This is a genomic window from Streptococcus suis, from assembly GCF_016743335.1.
GTDB classification, from domain to species: domain Bacteria; phylum Bacillota; class Bacilli; order Lactobacillales; family Streptococcaceae; genus Streptococcus; species Streptococcus suis_Y.
The window spans coordinates 18,511-42,134 of sequence record NZ_WCJE01000009.1; the positions used below are offsets into that span (position 1 = coordinate 18,511).

The window sequence follows — 23,624 nt, forward strand, 5'->3', positions numbered from 1 at the left end:
CTCGATTTGATGACTGAAAAGCTCCAGTGGAGGTTTTCAGCCTGTTCCCTTGAAGTATGAAAGGAACGGAGTTCTATCTTCATATGTGAAGCGAACTTCGCTCGCTCTATTTCCAACCTCCAAAGGTTCCCCGAACCTTTGAAGCAAGTCTGATTTTGATTTTCATTGAGTATATTCTCTAGTCATCGCAACCTCCGGGGGCTGGCACCCAGCCCCCTTATTTTGAGGATAGATGTGTAAGCGATTACTATTTCGCGAAAGTGAGGAAAAAGCAAGAGATATGGCAAATCGTAAAATTGTAGTAGCCTTGGGTGGCAATGCCATTTTATCGTCCGACCCATCGGCTAAAGCACAAAAAGAGGCCTTGGTACAAACAGCCAAGCACCTTGTAAAATTGATAAAAAATGGGGATGACCTTATTATCACGCATGGTAATGGTCCTCAGGTTGGAAACTTACTTCTTCAAAACCTTGCTGCTGATTCGGAAAAGAACCCAGCTTTTCCATTAGACAGTTTGGTAGCCATGACAGAAGGTTCGATTGGTTTCTGGTTGCAAAATGCCTTGGAAAATGAATTGCTCAAGGAAGGCATTGAAAAAGATGTAGCATCTGTTGTGACCCAGGTTATCGTGGATAAGAATGATCCCGCCTTCGAAAATTTGACCAAGCCGATTGGACCATTCTATACAGAAGAAGAAGCGAAAGCAGAAGCAGAAAAGACTGGTGCAACCTTCAAAGAAGATGCTGGTCGTGGCTGGCGCAAAGTCGTTGCTTCGCCAAAACCTGTAGGAATCAAAGAGATAGGTACCATTCGTACCCTTCTCAATGCAGGTGAGGTAGTCGTAGCTGCTGGAGGCGGAGGTATTCCAGTTGTCCAAGAAGCAGATGGCACCCTGACCGGTGTGGAAGCAGTTATCGATAAGGACTTTGCTTCTCAATGTTTGGCAGAATTGGTTGACGCAGACTTGTTTATCGTCTTGACCGGTGTAGACTATGTCTTTGTTAACTACAACAAACCAGACCAAGAAAAATTAGAAACAGTTACCGTAGCTGAATTGGAAGAATATATCAAACAAAATCAATTCGCACCAGGTTCCATGCTACCGAAAGTTGAAGCAGCTATTGCTTTTGTAAACAATAAGCCGCAATCAAAAGCAGTCATTACCTCATTAGAAAACTTAGGTGCTTTGATTGAATCCGATAGCGGCACTATCATTGTCAAAGGCTAAGTAGCTGTATGTATCGTTGAGGCTTCTATTTATTGATGTACTCTGCATGCAAATATAGTTTTTAAACTAGACGGGTTATTTATTGATGGAGTTAGGGGAGAGAAAGTGTTGATAGTCCCATAAGGGTTCCCTTTAATCTAAACATGAAGGTCTGGGCGTCTAAGCTCTCTCCCCTCTCATCCATTTCCTATCAAGTATCTATCTATAAGCAATGATTTCAGATAATAGACTGAAGGAGATAGACATCTCTTGAAGATAGGTGGATATTTGATACGGTTATTACGGATACAATTTCCCTTAAATAGGGGATAAACTTTTAAAATATTATAGGAGGTTTTTGCGATGAGCGAAAAAGTGAAAAAAGGCTTTAAAATGCCTTCATCGTATTCTATTTTGATGCTCATTATTGCCTTTATGGCAGTGATGACATGGGTTATTCCAGCAGGTCAGTATGAAAAAGACGAAGCTGGAAAATTTATCACAGGCACCTATCAAGCAGTGGCTCAAAATCCGCAGGGAATTTGGGATATTCTGATGGCACCTGTCCGTGCTATGTTGGGTCATGGCGATACTAGTAAGGCTATTGACGTTGCCTTCTTTATTCTGATGGTTGGTTCCTTCTTAGGCGTGGTCAATGAAACTGGTGCGCTTGATGTGGGGATTGCCTCCATTGTGAAACGCTTCAAGGGTCGCGAGAAAATGCTGATTTACATTCTCATGCCTTTGTTTGCCTTGGGCGGTTCTACCTACGGTATGGGTGAGGAAACCATGGCCTTCTTCCCGCTCCTTGTTCCTGTTATGATGGCAGTTGGTTTTGATAGTATTACAGGTGTTGCTATTATCTTGTTGGGTTCTCAAATCGGCTGTTTGGCTTCGACTGTAAACCCATTTGCGACAGGTGTGGCTTCGGATGCAGCAGGGGTTTCCTTGGCCGATGGTATGATATGGCGGATTATCTTCTTTATCGTTATTTTGGGTCTGGGTGTGTGGTTCGTTGCTAACTATGCTGAAAAAGTGAAAAACGACCCAACTAAATCCCTCGTTTACAAACAACGTGAAGCAGATATGGCTCATTTCAATGTCAACACATCAAGTGAAGAAGTCAATGCTGTCTTGACACCTGCTCAAAAACGTGTCCTTTGGGTCTTCGTATTGACTTTTGTAGTCATGATTTGTAGTTTTATTCCTTGGGAAGACTTGGGTGTTTCTGTCTTTGCAGATTTTAACACCTGGTTACTTGGCTTGCCAGGAATCGGTCAGGTGATTGGTAGTTCAGCCTATCCATTTGGCTGGTGGTATTTCCCTGAAGGAGCTATGCTCTTTGCCTTTGCTGGTGTCTTGGTCGGTATTGTCTATGGCATGGATGAAGCACGTCTGGTAAAAGCCTTTATGAATGGTGCGGCAGACTTGCTCAGTGTTGCCCTTATCTGTGCGGTGGCGCGTGGTATTCAAGTCATCATGAATGACGGTATGATTACAGCGACTATTCTGCATTGGGGTGAAGTTGGCTTGCAAGGTTTGTCTTCACAAGTATTCATCATTTTGACATATCTCTTCTATCTACCAATGTCCTTCCTGATTCCATCTTCATCAGGTCTTGCAGGGGCTTCTATGGGTATCATGGCACCTCTTGGTGAATTTGTAAATGTACCAGCGAGCTTGGTTATCACAGCTTTCCAAGCTGCATCAGGTCTCTTGAACTTGGTGGCTCCAACATCAGGTATTGTAATGGGAGCCTTGGCACTTGGTCGTGTTGAAATTGGTACTTGGTATAAATTTGTAGGTAAATTGATTGCAGCTATTGTACTTGCATCAATTGCTATTCTTGTCATTGCGACATTCTTCTAATCGAAATTCTGGGTCAGATTTTATCATGAATACAGATAAATTTGGCTCAGTTTTTCCATTTGTGATAGAATGAAAACAGAAAGAACTATATTTTAATCTGTTGAAAGGAGAAACAATGGAAACAAGTTTTATTCAAGCACAGCATCAAGAGGCTTGTGTAGAGGCGATTAAGGAACTGGTAGCTTTTCCGTCTGTCCTGCATGAAGGTCAAAACCAAACACCATTTGGTCAGGCGATTCAGGATGTTCTGGAGCACACGTTGGCTTTGACGGAAAAAATGGGTTTTAAAACTTATTTAGACCCTGCTGGCTATTATGGCTATGCTGAAATTGGGCAAGGCGAAGAATTATTAGCAATCCTTTGCCACTTAGATGTGGTACCTGCTGGTGATCTTAGTCAATGGCAGACGCCGCCTTTTGAGGCTGTGGTAGAGGGAGATTACATTATTGGACGCGGGGTTCAGGATGATAAAGGTCCTTCGATGGCGGCCTTATTTGCAGTAAAAGCACTTCTTGATGCGGGAGTCCAATTTAACAAACGGATTCGTTTCATTTTTGGAACAGATGAAGAGACCTTATGGCGGTGTATGAACCGCTACAATCAGTTGGAAGAAGTGGCAACTATGGGCTTTGCACCAGATTCTTCCTTCCCTTTGACTTATGCTGAAAAAGGATTGCTACAGGCCAAATTGCATGGTCCAGGTCACCCTTGTCTGAGTATCGAAGCGGGAACTGCCTATAACGTAGTACCTGCCAAGGCAAGCTATTCCGGTCATTTATTAGCAGGAGTTATTGCGGAATTAGATCAATTAGGCTTTGATTATGAAACCAAAGATGATCAAGTAACGGTTCTTGGTATTTCGCGGCACGCCAAGGATGCTGCCGAGGGGGTCAATGCCATCGTTCGTTTGGCAAAGGCTTTGGAACATTTCGAAAGTCATCCAGCCTTGGACTTTATCGTCAATGCAGTTGGTGAAGATGCCACAGGATTTAAGCTTTTTGGTGATGTGACCGATGAACCATCAGGGACACTCAGTTTCAATATTGCAGGTCTAACCATTAGCGCAAAAAAATCAGAAATTCGCTTGGACATTCGTATTCCTGTCACTGCGGATAAAGAAGCCCTAGTTTCTACTTTACAAGCCAAAGCGCAATCATGTGGCTTGACCTATGAAGAGTACGACTACCTTGCTTCCTTGTATGTGCCATTAGACAGCCAGCTGGTATCTACGCTCATGTCTGTTTATCAAGATAAGACAGGAGATTTAACAAGCGAGCCAATCTCGTCAGGTGGGGCTACCTTTGCTCGTACCATGCCAAACTGTGTGGCCTTTGGTGCATGTTTCCCAGATACAGAACAAACAGAGCATCAGGAAAATGAACGCATGCCATTAGAAGACTTATATAAAACAATGGATATTTATGCTGAGGCAGTCTATCGCCTAGCTGCGGAATAGCCACTATCAGTATTGAATAGTAAATTACAGTTTAAAAGCTCTTAGTGAAATATCTAAGAGCTTTTCTTATGAAGAATAACATTGAAAGATGAGATAGAAATGTGTCACTGTTTACAAGAAGTGGACAAAAATATATGAAAGTGTGACTTATTATATGCTATTTTAGAAATAGAACCCATCTGCATATAGAATAAGTCAAGTTAGACTATTCTACAATAAAACACTTACATGTTATATTTTCGTTTATGAGTATAAAGGGAAGTTATTGATATTTATTTGAAAAATTATCTTTAAAATTAAGTATGTTGTTTGTGAACACAAATTTTTATAATTTACTAAAGAAAAATGGTGGAGTAAACTGTTTCAAGTGCTCGAAGCAAGCTTGTGCCCCCTCGACATCTTCACAAATGATGAGACAGACATCGTCACCGCAGACGGTCGCTACAATTTGAGGAATCTCCATGGCATCCAAAATAGAACCGAATGAGTTGGCCAATCCAGGTAGGGTCTTGAGCACCACTTGATGTTGGATAGGTTTTAGCATGACCAAAGCATCTTCCATATAGAGTCGCAGTCGTTTTTCCCAGCGAGTAGGAGCAATGGGGTTGATGACATAGTGAGAAGAATCATCTTCGTTGACTTTGACAAGATTGAGCATCTTGATGTCACGGGAGAGGGTAGATTGGGTGACGGAGACTCCGTTGACCTCTAGTAATTCTTGCAATTCCTGCTGGGTATGTATTTTCTTCTCCATGATTAGAGATAGGATCAGCTGATGGCGGCTTTCAATCTTGTTCATAGGGCCCTCCTTGAGATGTAAGGAAAATAAAATCTGAACTCAGAATAAATTGGTGATAACAGCCTATTGAATAAACATTGCATCCCCAAAACTAAAGAAGCGGTAACGTTCTTCAACAGCATGTTTATAGGCATCTAAGGTAAATTCTCTACCTGCAAAGGCAGAAACTAGCATAACCAAAGTAGATTTTGGCAGGTGGAAATTGGTTGAGAAGGCATCAACGATTCGGAAGGTGTAGCCAGGTTTGATGAAGATATTTGTCCAACCAGAATCAGCTTCCAAACGGCCATCAAATTTATTACCGATGGTTTCGAGGGTGCGGATGGATGTAGTGCCGACTGCGACGATACGACCACCGTTATCTTTGACTTGATTGAGGGTTTGAGCAGCTTCTGCTGATAGGTTATAGAATTCCGAGTGCATTTCATGCTCATCAACGTTATCAACAGAGACTGGTCGGAAGGTCCCAAGCCCAACGTGAAGAGTCAAATAGACTAGCTTCACTCCTTTAGCTTCGATTTTTTCGAGTAACTCTTGGGTGAAATGTAGTCCAGCAGTTGGAGCTGCGGCAGAACCGTTTTCCTTGGCATAAACTGTTTGATAGCGTTCACGGTCTTCTAATTTCTCATGAATGTAAGGTGGAAGTGGCATTTCGCCTAGACTTTCCAAGACTTCAAGGAAGATACCTTCATAGGAGAATTCAACAATTCTTCCACCGTGTTCTAATTCTTCTACGATAGTAGCAGTTAATCGTCCGTCACCAAAAGCGACTGTGGTACCGACTTTCAGACGTTTTGCTGGTTTGGCAAGAACTTCCCACTGATCACCTTGGGTATTTTTCAAAAGCAAAAGCTCAACATGTCCCATAGTTTCAGGCTTGTAGCCATAGAGACGGGCAGGCAGAACACGTGTATTGTTCATGACCAGAGCATCACCGGGATTCAGCTGGTCGATGATATGGTCAAAGTGACTGTCAACCATGCTCTGTTTTTTGCGGTCGAGGATCAATAGTTTAGAGCTGTCGCGCTTTTCAAGGGGAACTTGAGCGATAAGCTCTTCGGGTAAATCAAAATCAAAATCTGCAGTATTCATATTCACTCCTTAGACTAAAATAAAATATAGGTAAAATAAATCAATAGGGCAAATGGCAAAGCCACCAATAGACTACCAATCAGGTAGAAAATAAACTTTAGGACCTTTGATTTAGAAATAAAATAGCCAGTAAGGCAGAACAGAATACCAATAAAAAATAAGTAAAAAAGCACATCTGTCATAAATGTATTATATCATAGTTAGACACTTAAGTCTTGATGGATGGGAAGAGAATTAAAATTATTCGTGCTGATGTAATACTCTATAAGTATAAATTCTTGACAAAAATTGGTCTATACCATATAATAAAGAAAAGCAATAAATGGTATAGACCAAAGAGGTGTGTTATGAAAATTCATGTAGTAAACAATCAAGTTGAAGGAGCAACTGTAGCATTAGACATTTTAAGAGAAAAATTGAACGGAGGTGCCAAGGTATTAGGTTTGGCAACAGGCTCCAGTCCGTTAGAATTTTACAGATTGATTCGTGAGTCGGATTTAGACTTTTCGGATGTGACATCTGTAAACTTGGATGAGTATGTTGGTTTAGGTGAGGAGAGCGACCAATCCTATATTCATTTTATGAAGGAAAATCTTTTCAATGACAAACCATTTAAGAAATCTTATTTACCGAATGGTTTGGCGACAGATGTAGTTGCTGAAACAGAACGTTACAACCAAGTATTGGCAGAGCATCCAATTGATTTCCAAATTTTGGGTATCGGTCGCAACGGACATATTGGTTTCAACGAACCAGGTGCTCCATTTGATGGTCAGACCCATCTGGTTGAATTGGCGCCATCAACCATCGAAGCCAACGCTCGCTTCTTTGAAAATCTAGAAGATGTGCCAAAACAAGCTATCTCCATGGGCATCGCCAACATTATGGCAGCCAAGACCATTGTTCTCATGGCCTATGGTCAGGAAAAAGCTGACGCCATAAAGGCGACGGTGGAAGGACCAGTGACAGAGCAAGTCCCAGCTAGCGTCCTCCAAAACCACGACAATGTCATCCTTATCCTCGACCAATCCGCTGCGAGTAAATTAGCATAATAGACAAAACCGACTACCATTTTTGGTAGTCGGTTTTTTTAGGATTCAAGGTCAGCTTCTACACGATTGCGGTGGCGGAAAGAGATGACCAGCATCATAAATGAACTAGCAACCAGTATAGCGGCAATCAAGGTTAGATAGTGGTGGAAGGCTATCAGAAGAATGATGGTAGTGAATACTACAATAGCATATTGAAGCCAAACCATCTTATCTAGTTGATAAAGGTCCTGGTTGTAGCGACTGGTCATCAGGATTCCTATAAAGTAGAGGAAGTAACCAATGAGGAGGAAAGGCAAGCCCAAACTAGCATGCTCACCAGGCAAGACCTCCACAGAGACTGTGAAGAAGTTGAGACCCAAAACCAGTACCATATGGGCATAGAGTAAGGTGGCTACATTTGTCTTTTGATGGTGGTTGATATTGAGATAGGTTTGCGAAATGTAAAACATAAAGGAGAAAGCCATTGCCAAGAACAATATAACACTGTCGAACAGATGCGTCTGAATCGGATAATTTTTCAAAATCGCAATGACTGTTTCACCAAAGGTGATAATAGTAATCAGCTGGCAGCGTTCTACGATATGAGGAAAGTTCATCACATCATGGCTGAGTTTGTCCTTGAAGAAATAGGAAATACCCGTGGTGCTAGTTCATTTCAAAATACAATAAAAAGCCCAAATGGACTATACTGTAAGTGACGAAACATACAGGAGGTTAGTCCCAATGAGCCGCTTACAGTACACTGCTAAATCTCATCATTTGCAATGGAATGTACGCCAATTATCACAAATTTGTCATCACTTCTACCACAACTATTGCCCGGATTCCTTCAAATATCGGCGTAATGTTGGCTTAGCCAAAGTTTCAGATGAATCGCTCCTTGTCTTGCTTTTGTTACAAGCTGAACTAGGCATGACATCACAACGCCATTTCTACAACATCTGCCGCCTCTTTCCTTGTGGTCGGTTACTAGAAAGAAGTCGTTTCAATCGTCGGTCTAGACAATTGATTTGGCTCGTCCAATTCATCCGAAAAGCCTTGAATGATATGATTAATCCCGATGACATTGTCATTATAGATAGTTTTCCTTTGCCACTTTGTCAACCTGTTCGCAATCACAGAGCTACCATTTTTAAAGGATTAGCCGATATTGGTTACAACGCCTCTAAACATCTTTGGTTCTACGGTTTCAAGGTTCATATGCTGGTGACCGTGACCTTATCAGGTTATATTCTGAATTATGTTGTCACACCAGCCTCTGTCCACGATATCAAGGTGGTTTATGAGCTATTAGAAGGGTGTAAGTAATCGGTTATCCTGGGTGATTTAGGCTACCTAAGCAAAGGACTTGAAACGGGAAAGGTGCCATCTATGGACGCTATTTCGACAAAATATGGCAGGTGCTGAAAAACATAATGATTGGAAAGTGATGGCCATGAGACGAACTATTGAAACACGTTTTTCTGAACTGTGTCATCTCTTTGACATCGAACAGACATTAGCTAGAGGGCTAGCTGGACTACAGTTACGAATCTAACAAATTATTCTAGCTCATAACTTACGCTATTTTGAAATGAACTAGCACACGGGTAGTCTTTGTGTAACAGGTATATTCTTGTATTTTTTAGTGAAAAAAGAAATAAATTGACAAAATTATGGTAAAATGTAGGTTGATTTAAAATTAATCATTTAATGAATGGAATGAGTTCGAAGTAAGTCAAGATTGACTAGACATTGTATTTAAAGTAATTCGCAGGAATAAGAGATGGAAGGAGATAGAACATGCAACATCCAGTTGTACGATTTATCTGTAGAACCCTGTTCTATTTTTTTATATTGTTACTACTTTTGTATCTGTATAGTTATTTAGACATTGGACAGGGAGGATTTATCTATAATGAGTTTTAAAGAGGAGAGTATAAAAAAGATTAGCAGTATGTTAGAGCGGGTAGAGCATTTTGCGACAGAAAATCCTGACTACCCTGTTTACCATTATCTAGGACAGTTGTACAGTTATGGGGATTTAAAGGCAGATTCAGATTCTTTAGCAGCCCATATTGATAGTTTGGATTTACCAGCAAACTCTCCTGTTCTTGTTTTTGGCGGACAGGAGTACCAGATGTTGGCAATCTTTGTTGCCTTAACCAAGGCTGGCCATCCATATATCCCTGTAGATAGTCATTCTGCTTTGGATCGGATTGAAGCTATTCTGGAAATAGCAGAGCCGAGTTTGGTGTTTGCGGTAGCAGACTTTCCGCTAGAGACAAGTTTGCCAGTGCTTGGTTTGTCTGAAGTTGAAGCCATTTTTGAGAAGAAGTCGACTTATCAGTTGATGCATCCTGTAAGTGGAGATGATACCTACTATATTATCTTCACTTCTGGGACAACGGGTAAACCAAAAGGGGTGCAAATTTCGCATGACAATTTGCTCAGCTTCACCAACTGGATGATAATGGATAAGGAGTTTGCGCTACCAGAGCGACCGCAAATGTTGGCTCAACCTTCCTATTCGTTTGACTTGTCGGTTATGTATTGGGCTCCGACGCTTGCCCTTGGTGGGACCTTATTTGCCCTACCGAAAGAGTTGACTTTGGATTTTAAAACCTTATTTGCAGCTATTCAAACTTTGCCATTTAAGATTTGGACTTCGACACCATCATTTGTCGATATGGCTTTGCTATCTCGTGAGTTCGATGGGAAACATTTACCAAATTTGACGCATTTCTATTTTGACGGAGAGGAGTTAACTGTAAAAACAGCTCAGAAGCTCCGCGAACGTTTTCCAAAAGCTGTGATTGTTAACGCTTATGGACCGACCGAAGCTACAGTCGCCTTATCAGCAGTTGCTATCACTGATGAGATGTTAGTGAATTATAAACGTTTGCCGATTGGTTATACCAAACCAGACTCACCAACTTTTATTTTGGATGAGGATGGTCAAGTAGTACCGAATGGTCAACAGGGAGAAATTGTTGTATCAGGTCCTGCTGTCTCTAAAGGATATTTGAATAATCCTGAGAGAACCGAGGCGGCATTTTTCCAGTTTGACGGCTTACAGGCCTATCATACTGGGGATTTGGGTGTAATGACAGATGAAGGTCTGTTACTCTATGGTGGGCGTATGGATTTCCAAATTAAATATAATGGTTATCGTATCGAGTTGGAAGAAGTTGCCCAACACTTAAATAAATCAACCTATATTGAGGCTGCGGTAGCTGTTCCACGTTATAATGCTGACCATAAAGTGCAAAATCTGTTAGCTTATGTTGTCCCTAAAGCAGGGATTATGGAGCAGTTCGATCGAGAGTTGGAGTTAACCAAGGTCATCAAGCAGGAGTTAAAAGAACGGATGATGGATTATATGATGCCTTCGAAGTTTATTTATCGAGACAGTCTTCCTTTGACTGCAAATGGGAAGATTGATATTAAGGGATTGATCGCTGAGGTGAATGCTCAATGATGGAGTTTTTCAAACAGCTACCTCAGTTAGAGCCTTATGGGAATCCATTGTACTTTTTCTATCTAGTCTTGGCGCTAGTACCAATTTTTATAGGACTCCTTTTTAAAAAACGTTTCCCCTTGTATGAAACAGGTGTTAGTTTAGCCTTCATTGTCTTGATGTTTACAGATACAAAGACAATGCAATTGCTGTCTTTATTGGCCTATATTATTTGGCAGACAATGTTGATTTTTTTCTACAAACATTATCGTCAACGGGCAAATCAAAGCTGGGTCTTCTATTTAATCGTGTGTTTAGCTGTTTTTCCGTTGACTTGGGTAAAGTTGGCCCCGACTTTTAGTCAGCATGGGGCAATTTTCGGTTTTTTAGGTATTTCTTATTTAACGTTTCGGTCGGTCGGAATGGTGATTGAAATGCGGGACGGTTTACTAACGGAATTTAGTTTAGGGAGTTTTTTACGATTTTTGCTATTTATGCCAACTATTTCGAGTGGTCCTATTGATCGTTATAGACGGTTTACGGAAGATTACAAACAAATTCCTGAGCGAACTGAGTTATTAAATATGCTCGATCAGACTGTGCATTATATTATGATGGGCTTCTTATATAAGTTTATTCTAGCCTATTTTATCGGGCATACTTTACTGGAGCCTTTAAAGGCAGTCGCCTTGGATCAAGGTGGATGGTTTAACTTACCTACTATTGGAGTTATGTATCTCTATGGTTTTGAATTATTCTTTGACTTTGCAGGCTATTCCATGTTTGCCATAGGTATTTCCAATCTTATGGGTATTCGTTGCCCAATTAACTTTGATCAACCGTTCAAATCGCGTGATCTTAAGGAATTTTGGAATCGATGGCATATCAGCTTATCTTTTTGGTTCCGTGATTTCGTCTTCATGCGTCTGGTTAAGACTTTGTTAAAACATAAGGTTTTCAAAAATCGAAATACGGTATCTAATGTTGCCTATCTGTTAAATATGCTCTTGATGGGCTTGTGGCATGGTGTAACATGGTATTATATTGCATATGGTCTCTTTCATGCTTTGGGGTTGATCATCAATGACGCTTGGATTCGTAAGAGGAAATCAATTAATTTAGCTCGAAAAAAAGCTGGGCAAGAACCACTGCTGGATAATCGTTGGACGAGTTTCGCTGGTATGTTTGTGACCTTCCATACGGTCATGTTCTCTTTCTTGATATTTTCAGGATTTTTAGATAAATTGTGGTTCAAGTAGACAATAGGTAACGATTGTATGAATCGTAGAAAGGAATAAAAAATGGATGTAAAAGAAACAATATTGAATATTATCGAAGAATTATTTATGGAAGATGTATCTGAAATGATGGATGAAGACCTATTTGATGCGGGTGTTTTGGATAGTATGGGAACTGTAGAACTTATTGTGGAGTTAGAAAGTCGTTTTAATATTACAGTTCCAGTTTCAGAGTTTGGTCGTGAAGATTGGAATACAGCTAACAAAATCATTTCTGGTGTTGTGGAGTTGATGCATGCGTAAGCAATTGTGGCAGATTTTTGGGCCTGTGATTTGTGCAACGTTTTTAGTTATTCTCACCTTGTTGTTTTTCCCGAGTTCTTCTCGGTCAAATTTCAAAGAAGAAAAACAAGATGCAGTAGCATTGTCTTATATTAGTTTTAAGAGCAAATATAAGAAAAATAGAGCTCTGGGAGACAAAAATCATCGCTTTGTTCCTTTCTTTGGGTCAAGTGAATGGTCACGTTTTGATAGTATGCATCCGTCAGTGTTGGCAGATGCCTATCAGAGAGAGTATACTCCCTATTTGTTAGGACAACGTGGTGCAGCTTCGCTGACACAATATTTTGGCATGCAACAGATTGGGGCACATTTAAAAAATAGTCAGGCTATCTATGTTGTTTCTCCTCAATGGTTTTCACCCAAAGGGGCATCATCCAAGGCATTTGAACAATATTTTAGTAGTGATCAAGCCACTCATTTTCTGCAAACAAGTGCTGAGGATGACTATGATAGATATGCAGCAAAGCGTTTCTTAGAGCTTAAATCAGACTGTAGTTTGACAGGAATGTTTCAAAAAGTAGCTAGTGGTAAGGAATTGTCGAAATGGGATAGAGAGCAGTTGACCTGGCAAGCCTATTTATTAGAAAAGCAAGATGCCTTATTTAGTCGCTTTGCTGATTCTGGTAGTAATTTAGGATTGGTAGAAACGGAAGCGATGAAACTTCCAGAGCCTTTTTCCTATGACCGCTTGAGTAAAGTGGCTAATGAGGACGGGAGTCGTTCTACTCAATCAAATGATTTCCAAATTGATGATAGGTTTTATAGAAATCGTCTTCAGTCAAAAATCAAAAAACTCAAACAATCCCAGACAAAAATATCTTATCTGCAATCACCGGAGTACAATGATTTTCAGCTGGTTTTGAATGAATTTGCTAAACATCAGACTGATGTGCTATTTGTAATTCCCCCAGTTAATGAACGTTGGATGAACTACACTGGTCTCAATAAAGATATGTATCGGGCAACAGTAGCAAAGATTAAGTACCAGTTGACCAGTCAAGGTTTCAATCATATTGCTGATTTGTCGGAGCAGGGGGGGATAGATTATTTTATGCAAGATACAATCCACATCGGTTGGCAAGGCTGGCTGGAGCTTGATAAGTATATCCACCCATTCTTGACAGAACAACAAGCACCTGTTCATTATCAGTTAAAAAAAGAATTTTTAACTTCCGAATGGGCTGCATATAAGGGAGATTTAAACTTATTTTTGAAATAGTTAGATACAGTTATAATAAAAAGCAAGAAGGCTTTGAATTAGGAAGTCTCCTTGCTTTTTTTGTTCTTTTACTGTAATAAACTGAATGATTATATATCTTCCCCCAACAAACTGTGGTTGGCTTTGCGGAAGCGAATAACATGATAGGCAACCATAGCGTGTGAGAGCAGGTTTAAGATAACAAATAGTAGGATATTTGAATGCCCATCCAGCAATAAGGCAACATTTCCAATTAGTAAAATGAGAGCATAGATGAACAGCCCTCTCCTGCCAACTTGATGGACTTGTTGATTATAGAAGGAGGTCGAAAGGATACCACTATAGAAGAGAAGGTTTCCTACAATCAGCATGGGCAAGGCCAAATCATTATGATGACTAGGGAAAAGTTCCATTGCCACTGTGAAGAAATTCAAGCCAAGAACAATCACCAAGTGAGCGTATAGCAGAACAGTCGCATCTGCCTTGCGGTGATGGTCGATAGTGAGATAGGTCTGAGAAATATAGAAGATGAACAGAGTCGCCATTGCGAAGAAGAGGAGGATTCCTTCCAAAGGAAGTTCTAGAATCGGATAATTTTTCAAAATCGCAATGACTGTTTCACCAAAGGTGATAATAGTAATCAGCTGGCAGCGTTCTACGATATGAGGAAAGTTCATCACATCATGGCTGAGTTTGTCTTTGAAAAAATAGGAAATGAAAAATGGAAGATAAAAAAGCAAGAGGCTCTTTTCATCATAGGTCCAGAAATTGAAGTAAATAGCTACCAAAGCCAAGAAAAATACCAGCAAATAAATCCCAAACATATAGAGACTATGCTTAATATCAGCCGTAAAACCGATTTTTCGCCCACGAAGGTAGTACTGCAAGCAAAGTAGCAAATAAGACAGGGTCAAAAAGATAGTAAAGGGTAGGGCTGTCGCTTTAAAATCATGACTAAAGTTTAGGGATAATTGTCCTACAACAAACATAGAAGCGATGATAGTGAAAATATCCAGCAAATCTCGCTCACCATATTTGTTGAGGTAAATCGTCTCATTAATCCACAAGGTCATAATAATCAGGTTGGCGGTGATAAAAGTTAGAATTTCCCTGAGACCGATATGGTCACCGTGCAAAAGTCCAGTCAGTGAAGAAGTGGCCAGGACAAAGACCAAATCATAAAATAATTCATAGTTGGATACGCGTTTTGCGATAATTTCAGACATGGAAATCTCCTTTTCAAAAAATCTGACCTATTATACCATACGAAAAGGGAGGCTGTCATCTCCCTTTATTTCTTACAATGTCCAGTCCAAGTCTGGTCCGACTGGGACAATACCTGTTGGGTTAATGTTTTTGTGGCTACCGTAGTAGTGCTGTTTGATATGGTCAAAGTCAACCGTCTCCGCAATACCTGAGTGGTTGTAAATCCGCTTGGTATAATCCCACAAGTTTGGATAGTCAACCAAAGCCTTGATATTGCATTTGAAATGCCCAAAGTAAACTGGATCAAACCGCACTAATGTAGTAAAGAGACGAATATCAGCCTCTGTCAGCTGATTGCCCACCAGATAGTCCTTATCAGCCAAATGCTCTTCTAGTTTATCCAAGGCAGCAAAGAGATTTTTGACTTCTTTGTCGTAAACGTTTTGATTAGTTGAAAAACCTGCCTTGTAGACTCCATTGTTGATGTTTGGATAGATAAAGTCGTTCATAGCATCAATCTCGGCTTGCAGGTTTGCTGGATAATAGTCATCGTAATTTCCAGTAATATCATTAAAAGCAGAGTTAAACATGCGCATGATTTCAGCCGATTCATTGCTGACAATGGTATTGGTTTCTTTGTCCCAAAGTACAGGCACCGTCACCCGACCAGAGTAAGCTGGGTTAGCCTTCAAATAGACCTGATAGAGATAATCGCTGTTAAAGAGGGTATCCTTGATAACACCAGGTCCGTCCGCAAAGGTCCAACCATTTTCTAACATGAGGGGATGAACGACAGACAAGGAAATATGGTCTTCCAGACCCTTCAATTTTCGCATGATTAAGGTCCGACTCGCCCAAGGACAAGCCAGAGAAACGTAGAGGTGGTAGCGACCAGACTCGGCCTTGAAACCGCCTTTTCCTGTCGGACCTGCTTGTCCATCTGGAGTAATCCAGTTGCGAAATTGTGTGACAGTACGGACAAATTTACCGCCTGTTGATTTGGTATCATACCACTGATCCACCCATTTGCCATCTTGTAAAAGTCCCATGAATTTTCTCCCTTACTGAAAAAATGGGAAATCCAATAGGATGATTGGATTTCCTTTGTAAAAAAATATATCACTAACTAGTATTATAAACTTTTTTCAAAAAGAGTCAAGCTATATGATTTGTGATACAATAGTCCCATGAGATTGGACAAATGTTTAGAGAAAGCCAAAGTTGGCTCGCGTAAGCAAGTTAAAAAACTTTTCAAAGCCCAGCAAATCAAGATTAACGGACAAGCAGCTCAAAGCCTAAGCCAGATTGTTGACCCAGAGTTACAAACTATCCAAGTTTCGGGTAAAAAAGTTGCTTTAGAAGGATCTGCCTATTATTTGCTCCATAAACCAGCAGGTATCGTTTCTGCAGTGACAGACCAGGAGCATCAGACAGTCATCGACTTGATTTCTCCGCAAGACAGTAGGGAAGGTCTCTACCCAGTCGGTCGCCTGGACAGGGATACCGAAGGCCTAGTCCTCATTACCAACAATGGTCCGCTCGGTTATCGCATGCTCCATCCCAGCCACCATGTGGACAAGGTCTACTATGTGGAGGTAAATGGATGCTTGGCTGAGGATGCTTCAAAATTTTTTGCCTCAGGTGTTACTTTCTTGGATGGAACACGGTGTCAGCCTGCAGATTTGACTGTCTTGGAGGCTTCTTTGGACCATAGCAGAGCGACCATCAAGCTGGCAGAAGGTAAGTTTCATCAGGTCAAAAAGATGTTTTTAGCCTATGGTGTCAAGGTCACTTATCTCAAGCGGATTTCCTTTGGTGGTTTTGAACTGCGGGATTTGGAACGAGGTGCATACAGACAACTCACACCAAATGAAATGGAACATTTATTCACTTATTTTGACTAGAGGAGGATATATAATGAGCATTTATGATTTTACAGTACAAAAACAAGATGGAACAGATCAGTCCATGGCTGAGTATCAAGGACAAGTTTTACTTATAGTCAATACAGCGCCAGGTTGTGGATTGGCACCACAATACAAGGAACTACAGGAGCTATATGATAGCTATCGAGGCCAAGGTTTTGTAGTGTTGGATTTCCCTTGTAATCAATTTTTAAATCAGGCTCTCGGTTCTGCGGAAGACATCAATCAGACCTGTAGCTTGAATTATGGTACAACTTTTCCTCGTTTTGCTAAAATTGCTGTGAATGGATCTGAAGCTAGTCCGCTATATCGCTATCTTAAGAAAGAAAAATCGACCTTATTGGGAGGTCGAATCGAGTGGAATTTTACCAAGTTTTTGGTGGATAGACAAGGGCGTGTGGTCGAACGATATTTACCAACAACTAGTCCATTAAAACTTAAAGAGGATATTGAACTTTACCTAGAAACATAACAAGAAGGCTGGAGTCATCTAGCCTTCTTGTTTTAGTAACCACAGAAAATAGGGAGCGCCGATAAGGGAGACGATGATGCCGGTTGGGATGCCTGTTCCGACAAGTAGTACTCGTCCTATGGTATCCGCTAGAAGTAGAATGAAGCTTCCTATTATCATAGTAGCTGGAATGATGACACGATGGTCATTTCCTAACCATTTGCGCACAATGTGACCAGCAATGAGACCAACGAAGGTTATATTACCAACTAAAATGACACTAAGAGAGGCTAGGGCGGTAGCCAATACCAAGGTAGTCCGCCTTTCACGCTGTAAGTGGAGTCCCAAAGCCATGGCTGTCTGGTCGTTTAGATTCATAATATTGAGTGAGCGACTTCGACTAAATGTTGCCATCCACACCAATAGAAGAAGAGGAGTATAGATTGCGATAGTTTTCCAATCTCCACCATTTACTCGACCGCTGAGCCACTGGACAATGTATTCCATCTTAAAGTCATCTAATTGGCTGATGATGCTGACCATGATACCAGACAGCATGCTCGAAATTCCAACTCCCGTGATAATTAAGCGTGCAGGATGGATGCCGTACAGCTTCTTACGTGCAATCCAGTAAACTAGAAAAATAGTTAATCCACCGCCCATCATAGCAAATAGAGGCATGAGACTCAATAAGACAGGGCTGATTTTTGAAGAGAGACCGACAAATAGTGCCACAACAAGACCAGCTCCTGCGTTGATTCCTAATATTCCAGAATCTGCCAGAGGATTGCGGGTCAAAGTTTGTAGCAACAAACCCGCCAAAGCCAGAGAAGCCCCTCCGATCATGGAGGCGATTATTCTAGGTAAGCGAATTCGCCCAATGATCAGTAGAGTCGATGAACTGGCACGCCCACTCATGATGTCGATGAGATCTGAAAAGGATGAATTGCTATAGCCGATAGATAAGGAAAGTAGGAAAATGACAAATAAAAGGATTAGCAGGAATGTGAATATTTTTAGATAGTTGTGATGTCTTATCAAAAGTGTTTCTCCTTTCTAATCAACCATAGGAAGCAAGGGAGACCAATGATACTGATGACTGCGCTAATGGGAGTTTCAACAGGTGGATTGATAGAACGGCAAACCAAATCTACCCAGATGAGGAAACTAGCCCCTGCAAAGGCAGTTAATGGCAAGAGTAGCTTGTAATTTTTCCCTGTAAACATGCGGATAAAGTGAGGAATAATGAGCCCGATAAAAGAAAGTGAGCCCACAAGAGCTACCGCAGAAGCTGAGAGTAGAAGGACAATTCCCAACAAAACCAAGGTTATCAGTAAGGTTCGTTGACCTAGATTTTTAGCAACGGTTTCGTTGAGACTCAGGATGGTCAGCTGATGCGAAAAGAGCTGAGCAAGGATGAGGCCGATGATGATAAGAGGAGCAATGATGGCCAGCATCTTCCAGTTTACCTGTACCAATCCCCCTGCTTGCCAGCCAATCACTGCAGTTGATAAATCAAAGTAGATAGTAATAGCCTGACCAATAGCAGAAAATAGACTTGCTACCATGGCGCCAGATAAAATTAAACGGAGTTGATTGTAGCCTTTTTGCACCTGATAAGCTAGACCAAAGACTAGACCGGCTGCTAGACAGGAGCCCAGTAAACATATTAATAAAATTTGACTGTAGTGCAAACCGCCGAATAGAGCATAGGCAACAATGAGAGCAAGTCCTGCTCCAGCATTGATTCCTAATAAGCCAGGATCGGCAATCGGATTGCGTGTAATTCCTTGCATCATTGCCCCAGCTTGGGCCATGGCAGCTCCCACTAAGATGGCGGCTACCATTCTAGGCAAGCGCAAATCGATGATAACATCCTGAGCGGAAGAATCTGTCAGTGGATGCTTTAGGGTTTCTATCAGTTGTTGGTGGCTATAAGAAATAGCTCCAAAGCGTAAACTAAGATAGACTCCAGCTATGAAAGAAAGACAGATGATGAAAAAAACAAGCCAAATATTCTTTGGCTTTGTTTTGGGATAACGAGAACTTACTAGTTTGTTCATATATCCAGTCCTTTTACTGAAGTTTTTGAATTTCTGAGACAAAGGCGTCAATTTGTAAATCTAAAGACATCGGATCGGAGAAGTAGAAGAGGTTATAGTCTATCTCGATGACGTGACCATTCTTTACAGCAGGTAGATTTTTCCAAATATCACTTTCTTTGAGAGAGGCAGCTGCTTCTTTTGTTTTATCATTGACGTTAACAAGGACATAATCGCCAACATATTCTGGAAGAGCTTCTTGAGATACCCCAAACCAGCCTTCTTTATTGATGATGTCTTCTTGAACCTTTGCAGGAGCGGCAAAACCGAGAGCGCGATAGATTAATTCTCCACCACGACCAAAGTTATTACCATAAAGGAAGATGTTCTTATCGAAGAAGTCCATGACGGTAAATGTGGAACTTGTATCAATCAATCCTTTCAATTCTTCTTTCGCAGTAGCAACTTTCTTATCCCATTGATCTAACCAGGCTTGTGCTTCCTTTTCTTTTCCAAAAATCTGACCAATATCTGTCAGCATTTTTAAGTAGTCACTCTTTCCATAAGTGATTTCAATAACTGGAGCAATTTCTTTCAGTGTTTCTAAGTTATCATCACCAGCAAATACTAGAATGACATCTGGCTTTTGTGCGGCAATCGCTTCTGTATCTGCCGTTGTCAATTGTGGAACATCCTTTAGTTTGTCTCCAAAGACGGGACTATTTTTCTCTAAATCTAGACTATAGCTAGATACATCAATTCCTAATTGTAAGAGATAGCCTGTGTAAGAGTAAGCAAAGTTGACAACTTTTTTAGGATTTTTAGGAATGTCACCGTGGTAAGTAATGCCTTCAATCTTTGGCATGCTAGACAGTTCTACGTCTGTTGAAGAGGAAGAGGTAGAACAAGCTGTTAAGAAAACCAGCCCAACAAATAAACTAAAAATAGCTAAAAACTTTTTCATTTTTTCTCCTTATTATTTTTTTAAATCGTAAGTTAGCAAAATAGGGTAATCTTGACCAGTAACCTGCATCAATTGAGGTTCAATGCTAAAAATGTCCCTCAGTATCTCAGTTGTCATCATATTGGACACAGACCCATGGTAGCGAATATCTCCCTCTTTCATGGCAATCATATAATCTGAAAATCGAGCTGATAAATTGACATCGTGAAGGACCATCACAATGGTTTTCCGTCGGCTTTGATTCAGTTCTTTTAAAAGTTCTAAGACTTCCAATTGATGATTGAGATCAAGATAGGTTGTTGGTTCATCTAAGAAAATGGTATCCGTATCTTGGGCAAGTGCCATCGCAATCCAAACACGTTGCCTCTGACCACCTGATAAATCATCAACTGGTAACCTAGCGTAGGGAGCGGTCTGGGTGACTTCCAAGGCCCAGTTGATTTTATCTCTATCCTGATTAGTGAGATGCCCCAGCCCATTTTGATGCGGAAAGCGACCATAGGAGACCAGTTCATAAACGGAAATCCCTTCTGTCGCTTCTAAGACCTGAGGGAGCAGGGCCAATTTTTTTGCAACTTCTTTGGTTGGTAGTTGTGAAATGGCTTGTCCATCTAAATAGATAGCCCCTTCTTGAACAGGGATAATCCTTGTCATCGCTTTAAGCAAGGTCGATTTTCCACAGCCATTGGCACCAATGATTGTCGTTATACTTCCTTTTGGAATACTTGTTGATAATTCATCAATAATAATCCGATTGTCGTAAGAGACTTGGATATTTTCCGCTTGAATCGAAGACACAAACTCCTCCTTTCCAGAATATGACTCATTAATAATTTGTTCCGACCAGTATTATATCAAAAAAATTTACCAAAACAAAGAGTTTTCTGAAAATTTTAATTTAATGAGAATCGTTATAAAAAAGTCCTTGTTTGTGAACAAGGACCGTATGTTACAAATATTGTTTTGCTACTTCGATGTCACCGTCATAGGCGGCTTTTTCGCCATTGACAATCTGGTAGGCGTCAGCCCCCTTGCCTGCGATGATGACGGCATCTTTTGTAGAGCTTGTCTGACTCATGGCTGTGCGAATGGCTTCTTCTCGGTCCAAGATAAAGTTGCTTGGACGGGTCATGTGGGCACGGATTTGTTCAGCAATAGCAGCTGGATCTTCACGGTTGGGGTCATCAGCTGTCAGGATCACTTCAATCTGCGGATAGTCATTGAGCAGAAGTCCGAAGTCCTTGCGGCGGCTTTCTCCCTTGTTACCTGGAGCTCCAAGTATCAAGATAACCTTGCCTGTCTGGTGTTCCAAGACGACATCGATTAACTTTTTCACGCTGTCGCCGTTGTGGGCGTAGTCCACAAAGACCTTGGCACCATTTTGCTGGGTCAGGACTTCCATGCGGCCAGGGACATTGGTTTGGGCAATTCCTGTGTGAATATCTTCCAGACTTGCTCCCAAACGGAGACAGGCCAGTCCTGCTGCGATGGCATTTTCTTGGTTGAAGCCACCAATCAGCTGGATGTCGTAATGGCCAGCCAATTTGCCAGTCGCTGTGAAGTCAAAACCTGCTGATTGGCTAATCTGGTTTTTAGAAGTAGGTCCATAGAAGTCATGGTCCTTTGAGCTGACTTGGTCTTTCACGACCTCAAAATGGTCCATTCCAGCATTGACAATGACTGCTCTGCTATTGTCCATCAAAAGTCGCTTGTGGTAGAAATAGTCCTCAAAGGTCGGGTGCTCAATGGGGCCGATGTGGTCGGGGCTGATGTTGAGGAAGACACCGACATCAAAGGTCAGCCCGTAAACCCGCTTGACCAGATAGGCCTGGCTGGACACCTCCATAATCAAGTGGGTCATACCGTTCTTGACCGCCTCCGCCATCATAGCAAAGAGGTCCAGACTTTCAGGCGTGGTCAGGGCGGACTTAAAGAAAGTCTCACCGTCCAGTGTGGTATTCATGGTCGAAAGCATGGCAGGCTTGTGGCTCTGTTTGAGGATGTTAAAAGCAAAATAAGCCGCCGTTGTTTTACCCTTGGTGCCGGTGAAGGCCAGGAGTTTGAGCTGTTTCTGAGGATGACCATGAAAATCCATAGCAATCAGGCTCATGGCCTGTTTGATGTCCTGGACGATGATAGCAGGAATGCCGACCTCATAGTCGATTTCAGACACGTAAAAAGCAAGACCAGCCTCGATAGCCTTTTCCAGAAACTCCTTCTTAAAGGCCAAACCCTTGGCAAAAAAGAGGGTCCTTGGGCTAACAGTCCGGCTGTCATAGCTGAGAGCGTCAAATTGGACATCAGTCCATGTGCTGTCAGTCTGGTTATTTTGTTTGATTTGGCGGAAGTTAGCATCCGCCTTCAATATTTCTAATACACGTTCAATTGTAATCATGTTTCTATTGTAAACCTATCGAGGATATTTGACAAGTCTGGGCTATGTAAATAGTGGGTATTTTGACCGTAAATTTGAATGAATATGACATTTCGCCAAGGAGTAAATTTGTGCTATAATAGAGGGGATTGAAAAAGGAGAAGTTTATGTTTTATTCTTATCTACGAACACTATTAACATTCTTGTTGTGGGCCATCAATGGCAATATTCACTATCATGATAGAGGAAAGATTTTGCCACAGGAGGAAAATTATATTCTTATCGCCCCACACAAAACCTTCTGGGATCCAGTCTTTCTTGGCTACGCAGCTGCTCCCAAGCAGTTCATCTTTATGGCTAAAAAAGAACTCTTCAAGGACCGCGGCTTTGGCTGGTGGATATCAAAATGCGGTGCCTTTCCAATTGACCGTGACAATCCTGGTATGGCTGCTATCAAGTATCCTGTCAACATGTTGAAAAAAAGTGACCGCTCACTTGTCATGTTCCCATCAGGTAGCCGTCATTCATCTGAACTAAAAGGTGGAGTAGCAGTCATCGCCAAGTCAGCCAAGGTCAAACTCATGCCAGCAACCTATGTGGGTCCCATGACTATCAAAGGGCTTTTAGCTGGTGAACGAATCGATGTAGCTTTTGGAAATCCTATCGATGTTTCAGACATCAAGCGTATGGACGATGCAGGTACAGCAGAAGTAACTAGCCGTATCGAGGCTGAATTCAAACGCTTAGATGACCATGCGACTTCTTTCCAAACCAAGAAAAAGCCAAATATCTTGACCTATATCTACCGTATCCCAGTTCTTTTGCTGGTTGCTCTTATCTTGGGCTTGACCTACGTCTTTAGCTATATTGCCAGCTTCTTCTGGCAACCAAGTACTCAGTTGGATAAAAAATAAGTAAATGAAACTCGCAGCTTGCGGGTTTTTTGTATTTTTTACGAACTATATAGGTG

22 protein-coding genes and 1 pseudogene are annotated in these 23,624 nt (G+C 41.3%); 13 read left to right on the forward strand and 10 right to left on the reverse strand.

All coding sequences use genetic code 11. From position 1 onward, the window contains the following. Positions 1-280: 280 nt before the first annotated feature. From arcC to F9856_RS04130, 3 genes are all read left to right on the forward strand, one after another. Complete coding sequence (arcC, locus tag F9856_RS04120) at positions 281-1,228, forward strand: carbamate kinase (RefSeq protein WP_002941719.1); 948 nt, start codon at positions 281-283, stop codon at positions 1,226-1,228. 342 nt (positions 1,229-1,570) lie between these two features. Beyond that, on the forward strand, positions 1,571-3,076 hold the full coding sequence (locus F9856_RS04125; RefSeq protein WP_105147235.1) for a YfcC family protein: 1,506 nt from the start codon (positions 1,571-1,573) through the stop codon (positions 3,074-3,076). Between the two features lie 115 nt (positions 3,077-3,191). Continuing rightward, on the forward strand, positions 3,192-4,532 hold the full coding sequence (locus F9856_RS04130; protein WP_029997586.1) for a dipeptidase: 1,341 nt from the start codon (positions 3,192-3,194) through the stop codon (positions 4,530-4,532). 325 nt (positions 4,533-4,857) lie between these two features. Here F9856_RS04130 and F9856_RS04135 read toward each other — a convergent pair whose 3' ends face one another. Together F9856_RS04135 and queA are read right to left on the reverse strand one after the other, a co-directional pair. Beyond that, complete coding sequence (locus F9856_RS04135) at positions 4,858-5,331, reverse strand: arginine repressor (protein ID WP_002941715.1); 474 nt, start codon at positions 5,329-5,331, stop codon at positions 4,858-4,860. 63 nt (positions 5,332-5,394) lie between these two features. Continuing rightward, on the reverse strand, positions 5,395-6,423 hold the full coding sequence (gene queA / locus F9856_RS04140) for a tRNA preQ1(34) S-adenosylmethionine ribosyltransferase-isomerase QueA (RefSeq protein ID WP_202105833.1): 1,029 nt from the start codon (positions 6,421-6,423) through the stop codon (positions 5,395-5,397). A 347-nt stretch (positions 6,424-6,770) separates the two neighbouring features. Here queA and F9856_RS04145 point away from each other — a divergent pair, with 347 nt between their 5' ends. Next, positions 6,771-7,475, forward strand: coding sequence for a glucosamine-6-phosphate deaminase (locus tag F9856_RS04145; protein ID WP_202105834.1), 705 nt, complete (start codon positions 6,771-6,773; stop codon positions 7,473-7,475). 38 nt (positions 7,476-7,513) lie between these two features. Here the strand turns inward: F9856_RS04145 and F9856_RS04150 are convergent, their stop codons facing one another. Further along, entirely contained in the window at positions 7,514-8,071 is a 558-nt protein-coding gene (locus F9856_RS04150) for a low temperature requirement protein A (protein ID WP_202105835.1), read from the reverse strand. A 127-nt stretch (positions 8,072-8,198) separates the two neighbouring features. On the opposite strand from F9856_RS04150, the pseudogene F9856_RS04155 reads away from it, so the two are divergent. From F9856_RS04155 to dltD, 6 genes and pseudogenes are all read left to right on the forward strand, one after another. Continuing rightward, a pseudogene (locus F9856_RS04155) lies at positions 8,199-9,012 on the forward strand (IS982 family transposase). Between the two features lie 245 nt (positions 9,013-9,257). Continuing rightward, a complete protein-coding gene (gene dltX, locus F9856_RS04160) occupies positions 9,258-9,383 on the forward strand; it encodes a teichoic acid D-Ala incorporation-associated protein DltX (RefSeq protein WP_002937209.1) in 126 nt (41 codons plus the stop codon). Further along, positions 9,373-10,935 carry a D-alanine--poly(phosphoribitol) ligase subunit DltA gene (gene dltA / locus F9856_RS04165; protein ID WP_202105836.1) on the forward strand — a complete coding sequence of 521 codons (1,563 nt, stop codon included), beginning with the start codon at positions 9,373-9,375 and terminating at the stop codon, positions 10,933-10,935. The genes dltX and dltA overlap by 11 nt, the downstream gene beginning before the upstream one ends. Then, entirely contained in the window at positions 10,932-12,173 is a 1,242-nt protein-coding gene (dltB, locus tag F9856_RS04170; protein WP_024399067.1) for a D-alanyl-lipoteichoic acid biosynthesis protein DltB, read from the forward strand. Before dltA ends, dltB begins: the two co-directional genes overlap by 4 nt. Before the next feature lie 42 nt (positions 12,174-12,215). Next, positions 12,216-12,455, forward strand: a complete 240-nt coding sequence (gene dltC, locus F9856_RS04175; RefSeq protein WP_002937198.1) for a D-alanine--poly(phosphoribitol) ligase subunit DltC — start codon at positions 12,216-12,218, stop codon at positions 12,453-12,455. After that, positions 12,448-13,713 carry a D-alanyl-lipoteichoic acid biosynthesis protein DltD gene (gene dltD, locus F9856_RS04180; protein ID WP_002941704.1) on the forward strand — a complete coding sequence of 422 codons (1,266 nt, stop codon included), beginning with the start codon at positions 12,448-12,450 and terminating at the stop codon, positions 13,711-13,713. Before dltC ends, dltD begins: the two co-directional genes overlap by 8 nt. Before the next feature lie 89 nt (positions 13,714-13,802). Here the strand turns inward: dltD and F9856_RS04185 are convergent, their stop codons facing one another. After that, positions 13,803-14,918 carry a low temperature requirement protein A gene (locus tag F9856_RS04185; RefSeq protein ID WP_202105837.1) on the reverse strand — a complete coding sequence of 372 codons (1,116 nt, stop codon included), beginning with the start codon at positions 14,916-14,918 and terminating at the stop codon, positions 13,803-13,805. A gap of 72 nt (positions 14,919-14,990) precedes the next feature. Further along, positions 14,991-15,947, reverse strand: coding sequence for a glutathione S-transferase family protein (locus tag F9856_RS04190; protein ID WP_202105838.1), 957 nt, complete (start codon positions 15,945-15,947; stop codon positions 14,991-14,993). Positions 15,948-16,085: 138 nt separating this feature from the next. Here F9856_RS04190 and F9856_RS04195 point away from each other — a divergent pair, with 138 nt between their 5' ends. Next, the gene (locus F9856_RS04195; protein WP_202105839.1) at positions 16,086-16,802 is read left to right on the forward strand and encodes a pseudouridine synthase; all 717 of its coding nucleotides are present in this window, start codon (positions 16,086-16,088) and stop codon (positions 16,800-16,802) included. Positions 16,803-16,815: 13 nt separating this feature from the next. Beyond that, positions 16,816-17,295 (forward strand): glutathione peroxidase, encoded by a 480-nt coding sequence (locus F9856_RS04200; protein WP_202105840.1) that lies wholly within the window; start codon positions 16,816-16,818, stop codon positions 17,293-17,295. 18 nt (positions 17,296-17,313) lie between these two features. Here F9856_RS04200 and F9856_RS04205 read toward each other — a convergent pair whose 3' ends face one another. The 5 genes from F9856_RS04205 to F9856_RS04225 all read right to left on the reverse strand — a co-directional run bounded on the left by F9856_RS04205 (position 17,314) and on the right by F9856_RS04225 (position 22,675). Continuing rightward, positions 17,314-18,315 (reverse strand): FecCD family ABC transporter permease, encoded by a 1,002-nt coding sequence (locus F9856_RS04205; RefSeq protein ID WP_202105842.1) that lies wholly within the window; start codon positions 18,313-18,315, stop codon positions 17,314-17,316. After that, positions 18,312-19,337: a FecCD family ABC transporter permease gene (locus F9856_RS04210; RefSeq protein ID WP_029185280.1), complete on the reverse strand. Its 1,026-nt coding sequence runs from the start codon at positions 19,335-19,337 to the stop codon at positions 18,312-18,314. The genes F9856_RS04205 and F9856_RS04210 overlap by 4 nt, the downstream gene beginning before the upstream one ends. A gap of 13 nt (positions 19,338-19,350) precedes the next feature. After that, a complete protein-coding gene (locus tag F9856_RS04215; RefSeq protein WP_024378241.1) occupies positions 19,351-20,280 on the reverse strand; it encodes an ABC transporter substrate-binding protein in 930 nt (309 codons plus the stop codon). Between the two features lie 12 nt (positions 20,281-20,292). Continuing rightward, the gene (locus F9856_RS04220; protein WP_202105843.1) at positions 20,293-21,078 is read right to left on the reverse strand and encodes an ABC transporter ATP-binding protein; all 786 of its coding nucleotides are present in this window, start codon (positions 21,076-21,078) and stop codon (positions 20,293-20,295) included. A 151-nt stretch (positions 21,079-21,229) separates the two neighbouring features. After that, entirely contained in the window at positions 21,230-22,675 is a 1,446-nt protein-coding gene (locus F9856_RS04225; protein WP_202105845.1) for a UDP-N-acetylmuramoyl-L-alanyl-D-glutamate--L-lysine ligase, read from the reverse strand. 146 nt (positions 22,676-22,821) lie between these two features. Here F9856_RS04225 and F9856_RS04230 point away from each other — a divergent pair, with 146 nt between their 5' ends. Then, positions 22,822-23,568, forward strand: a complete 747-nt coding sequence (locus tag F9856_RS04230) for a lysophospholipid acyltransferase family protein (RefSeq protein WP_202105847.1) — start codon at positions 22,822-22,824, stop codon at positions 23,566-23,568. Positions 23,569-23,624 lie beyond the last annotated feature (56 nt).

Bases quoted from the DNA above. Each gene is read 5' to 3' on its own strand.
- F9856_RS04130 (WP_029997586.1), top strand. From the start codon at position 3,192: ATGGAAACAAGTTTTATTCAAGCACAGCATCAAGAGGCTTGTGTAGAG.
- dltX (WP_002937209.1), top strand. From the start codon at position 9,258: ATGCAACATCCAGTTGTACGATTTATCTGTAGAACCCTGTTCTATTTT.
- F9856_RS04225 (WP_202105845.1), bottom strand. From the start codon at position 22,675: ATGATTACAATTGAACGTGTATTAGAAATATTGAAGGCGGATGCTAAC.
- F9856_RS04210 (WP_029185280.1), bottom strand. From the start codon at position 19,337: ATGAACAAACTAGTAAGTTCTCGTTATCCCAAAACAAAGCCAAAGAAT.
- F9856_RS04200 (WP_202105840.1), top strand. From the start codon at position 16,816: ATGAGCATTTATGATTTTACAGTACAAAAACAAGATGGAACAGATCAG.
- F9856_RS04185 (WP_202105837.1), bottom strand. From the start codon at position 14,918: ATGTCTGAAATTATCGCAAAACGCGTATCCAACTATGAATTATTTTAT.
- F9856_RS04145 (WP_202105834.1), top strand. From the start codon at position 6,771: ATGAAAATTCATGTAGTAAACAATCAAGTTGAAGGAGCAACTGTAGCA.
- F9856_RS04215 (WP_024378241.1), bottom strand. From the start codon at position 20,280: ATGAAAAAGTTTTTAGCTATTTTTAGTTTATTTGTTGGGCTGGTTTTC.
- F9856_RS04230 (WP_202105847.1), top strand. From the start codon at position 22,822: ATGTTTTATTCTTATCTACGAACACTATTAACATTCTTGTTGTGGGCC.
- F9856_RS04195 (WP_202105839.1), top strand. From the start codon at position 16,086: ATGAGATTGGACAAATGTTTAGAGAAAGCCAAAGTTGGCTCGCGTAAG.
- F9856_RS04135 (WP_002941715.1), bottom strand. From the start codon at position 5,331: ATGAACAAGATTGAAAGCCGCCATCAGCTGATCCTATCTCTAATCATG.
- dltB (WP_024399067.1), top strand. From the start codon at position 10,932: ATGATGGAGTTTTTCAAACAGCTACCTCAGTTAGAGCCTTATGGGAAT.
- F9856_RS04125 (WP_105147235.1), top strand. From the start codon at position 1,571: ATGAGCGAAAAAGTGAAAAAAGGCTTTAAAATGCCTTCATCGTATTCT.
- F9856_RS04150 (WP_202105835.1), bottom strand. From the start codon at position 8,071: ATGAACTTTCCTCATATCGTAGAACGCTGCCAGCTGATTACTATTATC.
- dltA (WP_202105836.1), top strand. From the start codon at position 9,373: ATGAGTTTTAAAGAGGAGAGTATAAAAAAGATTAGCAGTATGTTAGAG.
- dltC (WP_002937198.1), top strand. From the start codon at position 12,216: ATGGATGTAAAAGAAACAATATTGAATATTATCGAAGAATTATTTATG.
- queA (WP_202105833.1), bottom strand. From the start codon at position 6,423: ATGAATACTGCAGATTTTGATTTTGATTTACCCGAAGAGCTTATCGCT.
- F9856_RS04190 (WP_202105838.1), bottom strand. From the start codon at position 15,947: ATGGGACTTTTACAAGATGGCAAATGGGTGGATCAGTGGTATGATACC.
- arcC (WP_002941719.1), top strand. From the start codon at position 281: ATGGCAAATCGTAAAATTGTAGTAGCCTTGGGTGGCAATGCCATTTTA.
- dltD (WP_002941704.1), top strand. From the start codon at position 12,448: ATGCGTAAGCAATTGTGGCAGATTTTTGGGCCTGTGATTTGTGCAACG.